We start from the raw sequence: 12,773 nt of genomic DNA on the forward strand, positions 1-12,773 counted from the left end.
CAGGGGCCGGGACGGCTCAGGATGCCCAAGGCGGAACAAAAGTGGTCCCATCGGGCAGTTCGGCGCCGAATCCGGCGCGAACGGCGACGAGCAGAACGGCGTGCTCGGCGGCCGCGTTGGTGAGCGCGATCATCGAATCCGCCGGAGCCACCGCCGCGTCACCCGGCCGCAGCGCCGTGGATTCGCCGTCGATGGTGATCGTCACCTCGCCCGCGAGCAAGACGAAGGCTTCTTCCCCCAGGATGCGGTGCGGCACCCCGGTCGATTCGGCCGCGACCTCGGTCTGCCAGACGCACAGCTCCGCACTGCCGGTGCCCGGACGGATCAGCGAGGTGAACCGAGCGTTGTGCACTTCGTGCACCTGCGCGTCGGCGGAGCGGATGACAGGCATGGACGCCTCCTTCAGATAGTCAATCTGCTTGTCCATATAGTCAAGTAGATTGACTACTGTGTCAAGTGCCAGAATGACGCCCGTGCCGAAGAATCCGCCGTCCGGCGACCTCCCGCTCCTCCTGCTGGCGGCAGCGGCGGAGGTGAGCCAGGCGATTCAGGCCGGGGTGAGCGCGGCCGGATTCACCGATGTGCGGCCCGCGCACGGCTTCGCCTTCGTGCGCATGGCCCCTGAGGGCGCCACCATCGGCGAGATCGCCGAGCATCTCGGTGTCACCAAACAGGCGGCCAGCCAATTGGTCGACGAGCTGGTCACCAAGGGCTATGCCGACCGCAATCCCCATCCGCGCGATGCCCGCGCCCGCCTGATCACCCTCACCGACCGCGGCCGGGCATGCACACAGGCCGCCGACACCGCGCTGACCGAGTTCGCCCAGCGCTGGACCGACACTCTCGGCGCCGCCACCGTCGCCGACATCGGCGCCGCGTTGACCCAGGTCGTCGTTCCCGGCCGGGTCCGCCCGAGCTGGTGACCGTAACCATTCGGCCCGACCGCACGATGCGTTCGACGGGTGCCCGTTAATCCGAATTATTGGATTTTCAAAACCTACGCGCGGTGGCGCGGTGCGCGGCATCTCGGGATCGAGCGGTGACGCGCCACCGCGACACCCGCGCCGACGGCCGGGCAACACCCTCGTCACACCACCGTTCACCGATTCTCCAGAGGTCAACCCATGTCTTTGCTAGCCGCCGTCGCCACGGTCGACACCGTCACCCGCCACAAGTACGAACGGTTGCAGTACACCGGATCGGCGGGTGTGGTCGCCTCGCTCGAGGACGCGCGCCTGGTCGACCGCTGGCGCACCGAGTACCCCGGCTGGGACGGCGAGCACTGGACGTTCGAGGCGGGCACCACCAGCCCCGGGCGGCTGCGCCCGATCAATGTCGCGACGCGCCAGAACTGATCAGGCGGCGCCCGCGGCGGCCGGCCGGTCGACGATCCGTGGGAACGGGCTCGCGCCTTCGAGCTGGTAGGCCAGGTCGAGCAGGGTCCGTTCGTCACCCCGGCGCGCCGCGAGTTGCACCGAACCGGGCAGCCCGGCGGGCAGCAGACCGTGCGGCACCGAGATGCCCGGTCCGCCGCCGACATTGTTGAGCGGCGTGAAGCCCACATAGTCGACCAGTTTCGCGAACAGCGCGTCGAAGGGCTGGCCCGGTGCCAGCTCGCCGATGCGCGGCGCCGGATGCGAGAGCACGGGGGTGAGCAGCACGTCGACCTCGGCGAAATGCTTGTCGTAGGTGGCGGTGCCGCCACGCAGGCGCCAGGCGGCCGCGGCCGAGCCGAGCGGATTGCGCTTGGCCAGCCCGATCAGGCCGGTGGTGAACGGGTCGAGTTTGCGTGCATCGAAGTGCTCGCGATGCCCCAGCCGGAACGACAGCGCCATCGCCGCGGCCATCACGGCCCAGTACTGCTTGAAATCCTCGATGAAGCGCGGGTCCACGTTCAGTCGCGTCTCGATGATCTCGTGCCCGAGACCGCCGAGCACCGTGGCCGCGGATTCGAGGATCGCGGCATTGTCCGGATGCACCGGACGACCGAGGACATCGGCGGTGATCAGCCCGATCCGCAACCGCCGCGCGCTGGGCCCTTCGACCAGCCCGACCGGCGCGAGCTTCGGGTTCGCCCCGAACTGTTCCACGGCGGCCAGGTAGTGCGCGGTATCGCGCACCGACCGGGTGACCACGCCCTCGGAGACCAGGTGCACCGGCAGCTTGCGCGCGCCGGGCTGGTCGAGCAGCCGGTTGCGGGTGGTCTTCAGCCCGACCAGGCCGTTGGCCGCGGCCGGGATCCGGATCGACCCACCACCGTCGTTGGCGTGCGCGATCGGCACGACACCGGCCGCGACGAGTGCCGCCGAGCCGCCCGAGGACGCACCCGCCGAGTACTCCGGGTTCCACGGATTGCGGGTCGGCGCGCGATGGGTGAACTCGGTGCTCGCGGTGAGCCCGAACTCCGGCAGCGTCGACTTGCCGAGCACGATCACGCCCGAGTGCAGGAACTGCGCGCCGGGCCCGCCGGTCGCGGTGGCCGCGTGCGGGGTGAACGCGGCCGAACCGTGGCAGCTGGGCAGGCCGGCGATATCGGTGTTGTCCTTGACGAACGCGGGCACCCCGGCGAACACGCCCGCGGTCTCCGGCGCCGAGGTCGCCCGGTCGAAACAGCTGAGCTGGACCGCGTCCAGGCTCGGGTCGACCCGGCGGGTGCGCGCGATCGCGGCCTCGATCACCTCGGCCCGGCTCACCTCCCCCGCCCGTAGTGCGGCGGCGACGCCGACGGCGTCGAGCGTACCGAGTGCGTCGTCGGTGAATCCATGGACCGCAGAGCTCATAACCGCAGGGTAATCCGTCCCGGCGGCCCTTCGCAGCGGTAACGAACATCCACACCGAACCCACACAGACCGCTCAGCCTATCGACAAAGTAACGATAATGGTTATCATTAGCATCTTGTTCGAGGCGTGGAGGTCATGTGGCACATCTGCTGATGGTGGAGAGCTGGGTCGGCTCGATGAGCACCCTGCTCCCGGCGGGAATCAAGGACAGCGGACACGAATTCAGCTTTCTGACCAGGGATCTCGGGCACTACCTGCGCGCGGGGACACCCAGCCCGCACCCGCTGCTCGGCGCGGCCAATGTGTTCACCGCCGACACCAACGACGAGTCGACCCTGCTGCCGCATGTGCGAAAACTGCACGCGCTCTTCGGTTTCGACGGCGTGCTCAGCTCGTGTGACTACTACCTGCCGACGGTCGCCGCGATCGCCGCCGATCTCGGGTTGCCGGGGCCGGGTCGCACGGCCGTTGCCGATGCCTGTAGCAAGCATCGGACGAGGGAGATCTGTCAGGCCGCCGGGGTCGCCGGTCCAGCCTTCGCGGTGGCCGCCGAGTGGGATGAGATCCGATCCGCGGCAGCCGAACTCGGCTATCCGCTGGTGGTGAAGCCGGTCGACCTGTGCGGGGGCATGTTCGTCAGCCGGGTCGACGACGACGCACAGCTGCGCGCCGCCGTCGACCGGATCGCCGGGTTCCCCGTGAACGCGCGTGGCCAGCGGCGTTCACCGGAGATCCTGCTCGAGGAGTGCGTGGACGGCCCGGAATTCAGCGTGGAGACGGTGACCGCCGCCGGGCGGACCACGGTGATCGGTGTGACCGACAAGCGGATCACCGGCGCTCCGGCCTTCATCGAGGCGGGACACATGTTCCCGGCCGCGCTGTCACCCGCGGACGAGTCCGCCGTCACCGACCTGGCCGTCGCCGCGATCACCGCACTCGGTCTCGACGCGACCGTCGCGCACACCGAGGTCAAACTCGGCGCGAAGGGTCCACGGCTGATCGAGGTGAATCCGCGGCCCGCGGGCAACCGGATCACCGAACTGGTGCGGCGCGTCACCGGAATCGACCTCGCCGCGGTGCATGCGGAGGTCGCGGCGGGTCGCACACCGGATCTGACGCCGCAGAGCACCGGTGTCGCCGGCGCGGCGATCGCTTTCGCCGTCCCCGAGCAGTCGGGTGTGCTGACCCGGGTCGATGGCCCGGCCGAGGACGTCAGGATCGTCGAGCAGAAACTCGCGGCTCCCGGCACCGAGGTCCGTCCCGCAACAGACAACAGCGGCTACCTCGCACACATCATGGTCGCTGATCGAACACCCGGCACCGCAGGCGATCTGGCGCAGAAGATCATCGACGACCTGCGCTTCGAATTCGCGGACGGTCCCGCATGATCGACTCCGCACTGCGCCCCGACTCGGTCGCCGAACTCACCGCCTGGGCGAGCACGGGCCGCCTCGGCCCGGAGGCGAGCACCCTGCGCGCGTCGACGGCATTCCGCACCACCTACGGCACCCAGCACGCCGGCCGCAATCGGGCCTACCGCAACGAGGTGCTCAGCATCCGGATCGGCGCGGCCGTCGGCTCCTGTGGACTCGAACCCGGCACGGCCACCGGCGAACTCGTCGACGACTGTGTCGCGGCGACCGTGGCCGAGCTGCTCGATCATCCGGTGCCCGCCGTGCGCATCGCCGCTCTCGACGCCTATCTGATGCACGTCCGGCCGCATCCCCACGCGGGTGGCAGGCCGGGGACGGAGGTCGTGATCGACGGTCCGACCTCGCTGACGAAGTCGCGCCGCCGGGCGAGCGCCGTCGTCGACCTGTTGCCCGCCGGGGTCGGCAAGGTGCTCGTCGTCGGGGTGGTGGGATCGCTGCTCGCGGAACTGCGCGCTCGCGCCATCGCGTATCTCCCGTGCGATCTGGCCGGTGGGGTCACCGAGTGGGGCGAGCCGGTGTTCGAGTCGGTCGAGTCGGCGCCGTCGGACTTCGACGCTCTGCTGGTCACCGGGATGACGCTGGGCAACAACACTTTCGACGAGCTCCGCGCCACCGCACGCCATCGCGACCTGCCGATGGTCTTGTTCGCCCAGACCGGTAGCGCCGTATTGCCCTGGTTTCTCGGCGCCGGCGTGCACGCCGTCTCGGCCGAGCCGTATCCGTTCTTCTCCCTCGATGGCGGCGCGAGCACCGTGGTGACCTACCGGGAGCTGCCATGACGGCGGATCTCGGTCAGCCCGCCCTGCTCGAGCTGATCGGCCGCACGCCGGTCGCCCGGGTGCGGGCCGGAAACAGCTGGTACACGGCCAAACTCGAATCGGTGAGCGTCGGCGGGATGAAGGCGCGCGCCGCGGTCTCGATGCTGGCGGCCGCGGCGGCACGGGGCGATCTCCGGCCCGGCGCCACGATCATCGAATCCACCAGCGGCACCCTGGGATTGGGGCTGGCGCTGGCAGGCAAGGCGCTCGGCCATCCGGTTCGGCTCGTCGTCGACGACGAGCTGGAACCCGATCTGCGCGGCCTGTTCTCGGCCTACGGGATCGAACTCGAGGTGGTCACCGAACCGCATCCCACCGGCGGCTGGCAGCAGGCCAGACTCGACCGCCTCGCCGAACTCCTCGCCGCCACACCGGGCGCGTACTGGCCCGACCAGTACGACAACCCCGACAACGCGAGCGGCTACCGCGCGATGGGCGAGGAGATCCTCGACCAGGTCGACACCGTCGATGTGCTGGTGGCCTCGATCGGCTCCGGCGGCCACTGCGCCGGACTCACCCGGGTCCTGCGCGAACGCTGGCCGCACCTGCGGGTGATCGGCGTCGACGCGGTCGGCTCCCGCATCTTCGGCCAACCCGACCGGCGCCGCCTCATGCGCGGCCTCGGCAGCAGCATCCTCCCGCGCAATGTGGCCTACCCCGATTTCGACGAGGTGCACTGGGTCGACGCCACCGAAGCGGTCGCCTCCTGCCGCCGCCTCGCCGCCACCACCGGCCTGGCAGGCGGCTGGAGCACCGGCGCCACGGCCCTGGTCGCCGGCTGGGTCGCCGAACACGAACCCGACACCCGAGTCCTCACCGTCTTCCCCGACGGCCCCCACCGATACCTGCGCACCATCTACAACGACGACTGGTGTCACCACCACGGCCTGCTCACCACCCCAGCGCCGACCCCCGCACTGATTTCCGCGCCGAACAGCGAAATCGCCCACGGATGGGCACGCTGCACCATCGTCAGCGACCCCGCCGCCGATCGTGGCCCGGCACCGGCGAACTCCCGTGCGCACTCAGCCACCCGCGAACTCGGCACCGGGCACGCGGCAGTCTCTCCCAGCGTCTCCGCCACACACGAACCCGCCTCCGTTGGCGCGGTGATCCGCGGCAACACAGCTCTCGACGATGCCGGGACCTCGCGCGATTCTCAGGACAACGGGGCGACAGGCCGCGAGACGGCGAACGGGGTGACGTCGTGAAGTTGTCCTGGACGACGGCTCGGCTGGAACTGGCCAGTCCGCTGCGCATTTCGCGAGCGACGATGTCCGGCCGGGACGCGGTGTGGGTGGAGCTGGCCGTCGACGGACACACCGGATTCGGCGAGGTCGTGTCCAGCGAGCGGTTCGGACTGGACACCGCGATCATCGAGGAAACCCTCACCGACATCGCCGCTCGCACAGCGAAATACTCCGAGCCCGAACAGCTTCGAGCGCATCTCGCCCTGCTGCGCCTGGACTTCACCCACGCGCTGCCTGTCGTCGCCGCACTCGACAGCGCGGTGCACGACCTGCTCACCCGTCGAGCCGGTGTCACGATGGGCACCTATCTCAAGCTGCCACAGTGGGATTCGGTGCGCACGGCGTACACCATCGGCCTCATGCCGGTCGAGCAAGCCGCCGAGACCGCGCGACGACTCGCTGCCGACGGGTTCGGTGTACTGAAGATCAAGGCGGGCGCACCGGACCCCGACGAAGACATCGCCCGCGTGCGCGCGATTCGTGCCGCCGCACCGACCGCCGACCTGCTGCTCGATCCGAACGGCGCGTGGACCGCCGACACCGCGATCCGCGTCCTGCGCGCGCTGGCTGACATCGGCCTCGGCGCAGTGGAACAGCCGGTGCCAGCGGGCAATCCGGCCGAATTGGGCGCGGTGGCCCGCGCGGTGCCGATGCCGATCATCGCCGACGAGGACGCGGGCACCATCGCCGACCTGCGCCTGCTGCCACCCGACATCGCGGGCATCAACATCAAACTCGCCGAATGCGGCGGCCTCGATGCCGCCCGCGCCATGCTCACCTGGGCCACCCACCACGGCAAATCGGTCCTGCTCGGCTGCCAGGCCAGCAGCTCCCTCGGCATCGCCCCCGCCCTCCACCTGGCCGGCGCCGCCCGCTGGATCGACCTCGACGGCCATCTCCTGCTCGCCGACGACCCGTGGACCGGTCTGGGCGGCACCGACGGCATTCTGCACCGACCGAGCGCACCCGGACTCGGCGTCCATCCGACGCCGGTCGCGGCCGGACCGGCCGACCGCGCACCCGAGTCCGCGCGGCGCGATCCCGAGGCACCCGAGTGAACGGGATCGACACCTTCCGCGCCATGCCCTTGTCCGTACGGCTGCTGCTGACCAACCAGCTCATCGGCAATATCGGCTTCTTCCTGCTCATTCCGTTCCTCGCCGACTATCTGCTCGAGGATCTCGCCCTGTCCGCGGCCGTCGTCGGTGTGGTGCTCGGCGTGCGCAACCTCAGCCAGCAGGGGCTGTTCCTGATCGGCGGTTCGGCCGCCGACCGGCTCGGGGCACGCGGCGTGATCGTCGTCGGTATCGCCATCAGGGCCGTGGGATTCCTGCTGTTCGCCGTCGGCGGTTCGCTGCCGGTGGTGTTGCTCGCCTCGGTCCTCACCGGTTTCGCCGGTGCCCTGTTCAATCCGGCCGTTCGCGCCTATATCGCCCGGGACAGCGGTGACCGTTCGGCACAGGCGTTCGCGCTGTTCAACGTGTTCGGCAACGCAGGCTCGGCGATCGGGCCGGTGCTCGGCACCGTGCTGGTGGCGGCGGGATTCCGGATCAGCGCGCTGGTCGCCGCGGCGGTCTTCGCGGCGCTGGCGGTAGCGCAATGGGCGCTGCTGCCCGCCGCGAGGGTCGCACCACACCAGGGCACGGTGCGTGCCGATTTCGCGATCGTGTTCGGCGACCGCAGGTTCTGGGCCTTCGCCCTGGCGCTGATGCCGATGTTCGCCCTGCAGAGCCAGATCTACTTCATCTTCACCCTGCAAGCCCAAGACAGTGCCGCGCCGGGACATGGTCCGGCCGCGGTGGCCGCGTTGTTCGTCGTCGAGACGATCGCGGTGGTGACCTTGCAGGTCCGGGTCACCGGGGTGCTGGCCCGCCGACCCCGGCGCGGGCCCGCGATGGCGGCGGGCATGGCCATCATGGGCGCGGCATTCCTCGTGCCACCGGCCGCCACCGGCATCGTGCGGATCACCGGCACCGGCCCCGCCGATACCGCGCTGCGGATCGCGCCGGTGATCCTCGCCGCCATCCTGCTCGCGATCGGTGTGACGGCGGTGCAGCCCTTCGTCAACGAGGCGATCGGCCGCTTCGCCGGTACCCGGCTGACGGGCACCTACTTCGGCGCGTTCTACCTGGCTTCGGGCCTGTTCACCGTCGTGGCGACCTCGGTGACCGGCGCCGTCCTCGACCGCGCGGGCGGATCGCTGACCTGGCCACCCGCGCTCGTCTGCGCGGGCGCGGGCGTCCTCTCGGCCGCCGCGATCGTGGCACTGCACCGCTACGGCGCGCTCCCCGGCCCCGTAACCCCCACTCCCCCTTCCATTCCCGCCACAGCGCGCTCGGCGAAAGGCGATGGCACCGATGACGACATCCGCTAGCGACCCGGTCCGGTCCAGTGAGAACCTGCTCACCGACAACCCGGCCCTCTACGAACGCACCTTCCCCGGCACCGGCGACCGCAACGCCCGATTCGTCCACGACCTGGTCACCCGCTTCGCCGACCGCGCCGATTCGCCCAGCCTGCTCGACATCGGCTGCGGCACCGGACGCGACGCCGCCCGCCTCGCCGAACTCGGCTACGCCGTCCGCGCCGTCGACATCGCACCGCGCATGGTGACCTACGCGCGCAACCGGAACCCCGGCCTCACGGTCGAGGTGGGCGACGCGCGCACCGTCCGCACCGAGGCCCCGGTCGACGTGCTCACCTGCCTCGGCAGCACCCTGCTGCACCTGCACGACACCGGTGATCTCGTCGCGGCACTGCGCAATTTCCATCGCTGTCTGCGCCCCGGTGGTCTGGCCGTATTCGAGATGCGCAATGGCGCCTTCCTGCTCACCGACCGAGGGCGGCGCGAGCTGCTCGACGAGGAACTGGTCGCTCGGATCGATTGGGAGGGCGTCGAATACACCTCACGCACCACACTGCGCCTCGATCTACCCGCCCAATTGCTGCGCAGGCAGCGGACCTGGACCTGGTCGGGTTGCGCGGAACCGGTCGTCCAGCACACCGCCTGGCGGCTGCTCTTCCCGCAGGAACTCCGATTCCTGTTGGAGCTGAGTGGCTTCGAGGTGGTCACGATGTTCGACGCGCCGGGTCCGCTCACCGAGCCCGCCTGGCCCGCCGACGGCCGGATCCACGAGGACCTCACCGGCGACCGGCTGCACGTGCTCGCCCGCCGCGCGGACGCGACCCGATGACGCGCCGCCCCCGCATCGGCGTCGGCAGCGCGTTCGGCAGCTGTGGCGAACTCCTGCAGGGCGTCACCGCCGAACACGACCGCCACTTCCTGGTCACCCTGCCCATCCGCAGCGGCTCGGTCGCACTCTTCGAGCCACTCGACGAGCCCATATCCGTTGTTCCACAGCACAAGTCGAAGGCGTTGCGGCTCGCGGCGGCGATGGTGGAGCGCTCAGCGGTGCTGCGCGGCGGACGACTCACCGTGCTCAGCGACCTCCCCGAGGGCAAGGGCCTGGCCAGCTCCACCGCCGACCTCGTCGCCACCGCCCGCGCCATCGCCGACGCCGAACGCCGCACCCTGCACACGAACGAGATCGAGGCCGACCTGCGCACCATCGAACCCTCCGACGGCGTCATGCACGCCGGTTCGGTCGCCTACTTCCACCGCGACGCCCGCCTGCTCGCCCGCCTCGGCCACCTCCCCGCCTTCACCATCGTCACCGGCGACGAAGGCGGGCTGATCGACACCGTCGAATTCAACCGGCACACAAGACCGTTCAGCCGGTATGCCAAGCAGGAATACAGCGCGCTGTTGACCGAACTCGGCTCCGCGATCGCCGCAGGCGACGTCTGCCGAATCGGCGCGGTCGCCACCCGAAGCGCCCAGCTGAACGCCACCGCCCGCCACCGCCCCCACCTGGACACGACCATCACCGCAGCACACGACCTCGGCGCACTCGGCGTAGTCGTGGCCCACAGCGGCACGACCACCGGCATCCTCCTCGACGACGCCGACCCCGCCTACCAGACGACAATGACTGCCGCACAAGAGCTCTGCCTCACCTTCGCGGAGTCGGTCACCGTGCACCACACCTGGCACCCCGGCCCACCCGACGGCCCCGATCCGTCCTCGGACCGCGCCGACCATTCCCGACATGCCACGCCGAGCGCCGGTCACCTGGCCGAACGCCCCCGCGGTGCGACCGTGCGGAATTCCACCCGCTCACACATCGGCCACCCCTCGGGCGTCCGCGCCCAGACGGACCACGTCACGCGGGGCGACGGCCGACCAGACGACGCCATCCCGGTGGCGGCCGGCTCGCGCGTCGATGCTCACCCGAGCCACCGCGCCGAAGATTCCGCCCATCCGCGCCCCGATGATCGGTTGGGTCACCGTCTCGACCGAGCCACTGCCGACCGGATCGACGTGGAATCGGACGAGAATGCCCTCTCGACGTCGCCGAAGGTGTGGGTCCGATGATCACCGTGGAGCAGATCCGGTTCGGGTATGACGGCCAGATCACGCTGGACGACATCAGCTTTCAGGTCGAAGCGGGCAGCACTGTCGGGCTGATCGGGCCCAACGGATCGGGGAAGTCGACCCTGCTGCGGTTGATGTATCGGGCTCTGCAGGCCAAGTCCGGGTCGATCGCGATCGACGGAACCCCCGTCGCCGCACTGCGGGGTCGTGAACTGGCAGCGCGGCTGGCCGTCGTCGCACAGGAATCACCCCCGGATACTCCGGTGACGGTGGCCGAGATCGTGTTGCTCGGGCGCTCACCGTGGGTCGGTGCGTACCAGGGATATTCGCGAGCCGACCGGATCGCGGCCGCCGCGGCGCTGACCCATGTCGGCGCCAGAGACCTCGCCGACCGCCGCTACGCGACCCTCTCCGGCGGCGAACGCCAACGCGTCCTCATCGCACGCGCCCTGGCCCAGAACGCCGATCACCTGCTCCTGGACGAACCCACCAACCACCTCGACATCCGCTACCAGCACGAATTGCTCAGCCTGGTCAGGGATCTCACCGACACCACCACCATCGTCGTCCTGCACGACCTGAACCTCGCCGCCCGCTACTGCGATCGCCTCGTCCTGCTCGAACACGGCCGCATCGCCGCCGCGGGCACCGTCGACCAGGTCCTCACCCCGGCGACCCTCGAACCGGTCTACGGCATCACCGTCCACCGCACCACCGCCTTCGGCGCCCCCCAACTGCTGTTCGGCCCGGCCGCGGAGCAGCCACACGAAACCCTGTCCACCACAGCAGATCCCAGCGCCGCCACGCACCACACCACCGCTGGGTCACCCGTCACCTCCCGCCACCAACCCTCCGGTCAGACCTCCCATCCCGCGCACACCACCGACCGTTCCGCGCCACCCGGCAACACCCGGTCAGCCTCGACACCGGGCCATGCATCACGAAAGGCCACCAGCCGATGACAGCGCTCCTCGACGAAGCTGTCGTCGACGACCTCGACCACGCCCGCCACCGAAGCCGCAACCTGCTCTGGATCGGCGGACTCGGCGCCGCGCTCGGCGCCGCCCTGCTCCTCGCCGCCGGGCTCGGCCCCGTCTCGGTCCCGCCGGGCACCGTCGCCAGGATCATCGGCCACCACACCATCGGCCACCCCGCCACCGCGGACTGGACCGTCGCACAGGATTCCATCGTCTGGCTCGTGCGGGTCCCACGCGTCCTGCTCGGCGCCCTCGTCGGTGCGGCACTGGCGATCAGCGGCGCGGTGCTGCAGACCATCGTGCGCAATGTGCTGGCCGATCCGCACATTCTCGGCGTCACCTCGGGAGCGTCCACCGGTGCCGCGGTGTACCTGCTGTTCGGCGTCACCGCCGCGACCACCGCGACCGCGCTGGCGGCCAGCGCCTTCATCGGCGCCCTGTGCGCCACCGCGCTGCTGTTCCTCATCGCGCGGATCAACGGCCAGCTCACCTCGCTGCGCCTGCTGCTCGGCGGCGTCACCATCGGCTACATCTTCTCGGCGGCCACCAGCTTCCTGATCTTCGCCTCCGACCGGCCCGAAGGCGCGCGGACCGTGCTGTTCTGGCTGCTCGGTTCGCTCGGCTCGGCCGCGTGGTCCTCGGTGGGGACCACGGTGCTCGTCGTCGCCGCGGCCACCGCCGCGGTCCTGCTGATGGCGCCGCGCCTGGACGCGCTCGCCGCGGGCGACGACACCGCGCGCACGCTCGGCATCGCACCGAATCGGGTGCGGCTGTGGGCGCTGGTCGTCGTCGCGCTGGCGGTGGGCGCGGTCGTCGCCGTGGCGGGGGCGATCGGGTTCGTCGGGTTGATCGTGCCGCACATCGCCCGGCTGTGTGTCGGTGGCACGCATCGGCAGCTGCTGGTGGTCAGCGCGCTGATCGGCGCGCTGTTCCTGGTCGTCGCCGATGTCGCCGCGCGCACCGTCTTCGCCCCGCGCGAGTTGCCCATCGGCATCGTCACCGCCGCTGTCGGCGCGCCGCTGCTGCTGGTCCTGATCCGGCGCTTCCGGCCGGCGACCAGCTCCTGAATTCTCCGCTCC

At 70.4% G+C, this 12,773-nt stretch carries 13 protein-coding genes; 11 read left to right on the forward strand and 2 right to left on the reverse strand.

What is annotated here, in order from left to right; genetic code table 11:
- Window positions 1–16: 16 nt before the first annotated feature.
- Window positions 17–427: a cupin domain-containing protein gene (locus ACFVVM_RS26320; RefSeq protein WP_387623376.1), complete on the reverse strand. Its 411-nt coding sequence runs from the start codon at window positions 425–427 to the stop codon at window positions 17–19.
- A 37-nt stretch (window positions 428–464) separates the two neighbouring features.
- On the opposite strand from ACFVVM_RS26320, the gene ACFVVM_RS26325 reads away from it, so the two are divergent.
- Both ACFVVM_RS26325 and ACFVVM_RS26330 read left to right on the forward strand, forming a co-directional pair.
- Window positions 465–923, forward strand: a complete 459-nt coding sequence (locus tag ACFVVM_RS26325; protein ID WP_387623378.1) for a MarR family winged helix-turn-helix transcriptional regulator — start codon at window positions 465–467, stop codon at window positions 921–923.
- A gap of 201 nt (window positions 924–1,124) precedes the next feature.
- Entirely contained in the window at window positions 1,125–1,355 is a 231-nt protein-coding gene (locus tag ACFVVM_RS26330; protein WP_387623381.1) for a hypothetical protein, read from the forward strand.
- Here the strand turns inward: ACFVVM_RS26330 and ACFVVM_RS26335 are convergent, their stop codons facing one another.
- Window positions 1,356–2,780 carry an amidase gene (locus ACFVVM_RS26335; protein ID WP_387623384.1) on the reverse strand — a complete coding sequence of 475 codons (1,425 nt, stop codon included), beginning with the start codon at window positions 2,778–2,780 and terminating at the stop codon, window positions 1,356–1,358.
- A gap of 138 nt (window positions 2,781–2,918) precedes the next feature.
- Between ACFVVM_RS26335 and ACFVVM_RS26340 the strand changes: the two genes are divergently transcribed.
- The 9 genes from ACFVVM_RS26340 to ACFVVM_RS26380 are packed head-to-tail and all read left to right on the forward strand — an operon-like array spanning window position 2,919 to window position 12,761.
- Window positions 2,919–4,169, forward strand: coding sequence for an ATP-grasp domain-containing protein (locus ACFVVM_RS26340; protein WP_387623386.1), 1,251 nt, complete (start codon window positions 2,919–2,921; stop codon window positions 4,167–4,169).
- Entirely contained in the window at window positions 4,166–4,993 is an 828-nt protein-coding gene (locus ACFVVM_RS26345; protein WP_387623389.1) for a hypothetical protein, read from the forward strand. The genes ACFVVM_RS26340 and ACFVVM_RS26345 overlap by 4 nt, the downstream gene beginning before the upstream one ends.
- Window positions 4,990–6,243 carry a PLP-dependent cysteine synthase family protein gene (locus tag ACFVVM_RS26350; RefSeq protein ID WP_387623392.1) on the forward strand — a complete coding sequence of 418 codons (1,254 nt, stop codon included), beginning with the start codon at window positions 4,990–4,992 and terminating at the stop codon, window positions 6,241–6,243. Before ACFVVM_RS26345 ends, ACFVVM_RS26350 begins: the two co-directional genes overlap by 4 nt.
- Window positions 6,240–7,340: a mandelate racemase/muconate lactonizing enzyme family protein gene (locus ACFVVM_RS26355; RefSeq protein ID WP_387623395.1), complete on the forward strand. Its 1,101-nt coding sequence runs from the start codon at window positions 6,240–6,242 to the stop codon at window positions 7,338–7,340. Before ACFVVM_RS26350 ends, ACFVVM_RS26355 begins: the two co-directional genes overlap by 4 nt.
- A 23-nt stretch (window positions 7,341–7,363) precedes the next feature.
- Entirely contained in the window at window positions 7,364–8,656 is a 1,293-nt protein-coding gene (locus ACFVVM_RS26360; protein ID WP_387623398.1) for an MFS transporter, read from the forward strand.
- Window positions 8,640–9,476, forward strand: coding sequence for a class I SAM-dependent methyltransferase (locus ACFVVM_RS26365; RefSeq protein ID WP_387623401.1), 837 nt, complete (start codon window positions 8,640–8,642; stop codon window positions 9,474–9,476). Before ACFVVM_RS26360 ends, ACFVVM_RS26365 begins: the two co-directional genes overlap by 17 nt.
- On the forward strand, window positions 9,473–10,717 hold the full coding sequence (locus ACFVVM_RS26370) for a hypothetical protein (protein WP_387623404.1): 1,245 nt from the start codon (window positions 9,473–9,475) through the stop codon (window positions 10,715–10,717). The genes ACFVVM_RS26365 and ACFVVM_RS26370 overlap by 4 nt, the downstream gene beginning before the upstream one ends.
- Window positions 10,714–11,679 (forward strand): ABC transporter ATP-binding protein, encoded by a 966-nt coding sequence (locus ACFVVM_RS26375; RefSeq protein WP_387623406.1) that lies wholly within the window; start codon window positions 10,714–10,716, stop codon window positions 11,677–11,679. The genes ACFVVM_RS26370 and ACFVVM_RS26375 overlap by 4 nt, the downstream gene beginning before the upstream one ends.
- A complete protein-coding gene (locus tag ACFVVM_RS26380) occupies window positions 11,676–12,761 on the forward strand; it encodes a FecCD family ABC transporter permease (protein ID WP_387623410.1) in 1,086 nt (361 codons plus the stop codon). Before ACFVVM_RS26375 ends, ACFVVM_RS26380 begins: the two co-directional genes overlap by 4 nt.
- Window positions 12,762–12,773: the final 12 nt, after the last annotated feature.

Source organism: Nocardia sp. NPDC058176 (genome assembly GCF_042883805.1).
In the GTDB taxonomy this organism is placed as follows: domain Bacteria; phylum Actinomycetota; class Actinomycetes; order Mycobacteriales; family Mycobacteriaceae; genus Nocardia.

What these genes read in the sequence shown, in the direction of transcription:
- ACFVVM_RS26335 (WP_387623384.1), bottom strand. Translation starts at nt 2,780, where the DNA reads ATGAGCTCTGCGGTCCATGGATTCACCGACGACGCACTCGGTACGCTC.
- ACFVVM_RS26320 (WP_387623376.1), bottom strand. Translation starts at nt 427, where the DNA reads ATGGACAAGCAGATTGACTATCTGAAGGAGGCGTCCATGCCTGTCATC.
- ACFVVM_RS26365 (WP_387623401.1), top strand. Translation starts at nt 8,640, where the DNA reads ATGACGACATCCGCTAGCGACCCGGTCCGGTCCAGTGAGAACCTGCTC.
- ACFVVM_RS26370 (WP_387623404.1), top strand. Translation starts at nt 9,473, where the DNA reads ATGACGCGCCGCCCCCGCATCGGCGTCGGCAGCGCGTTCGGCAGCTGT.
- ACFVVM_RS26325 (WP_387623378.1), top strand. Translation starts at nt 465, where the DNA reads ATGACGCCCGTGCCGAAGAATCCGCCGTCCGGCGACCTCCCGCTCCTC.
- ACFVVM_RS26330 (WP_387623381.1), top strand. Translation starts at nt 1,125, where the DNA reads ATGTCTTTGCTAGCCGCCGTCGCCACGGTCGACACCGTCACCCGCCAC.
- ACFVVM_RS26380 (WP_387623410.1), top strand. Translation starts at nt 11,676, where the DNA reads ATGACAGCGCTCCTCGACGAAGCTGTCGTCGACGACCTCGACCACGCC.
- ACFVVM_RS26375 (WP_387623406.1), top strand. Translation starts at nt 10,714, where the DNA reads ATGATCACCGTGGAGCAGATCCGGTTCGGGTATGACGGCCAGATCACG.
- ACFVVM_RS26350 (WP_387623392.1), top strand. Translation starts at nt 4,990, where the DNA reads ATGACGGCGGATCTCGGTCAGCCCGCCCTGCTCGAGCTGATCGGCCGC.
- ACFVVM_RS26345 (WP_387623389.1), top strand. Translation starts at nt 4,166, where the DNA reads ATGATCGACTCCGCACTGCGCCCCGACTCGGTCGCCGAACTCACCGCC.
- ACFVVM_RS26360 (WP_387623398.1), top strand. Translation starts at nt 7,364, where the DNA reads ATGCCCTTGTCCGTACGGCTGCTGCTGACCAACCAGCTCATCGGCAAT.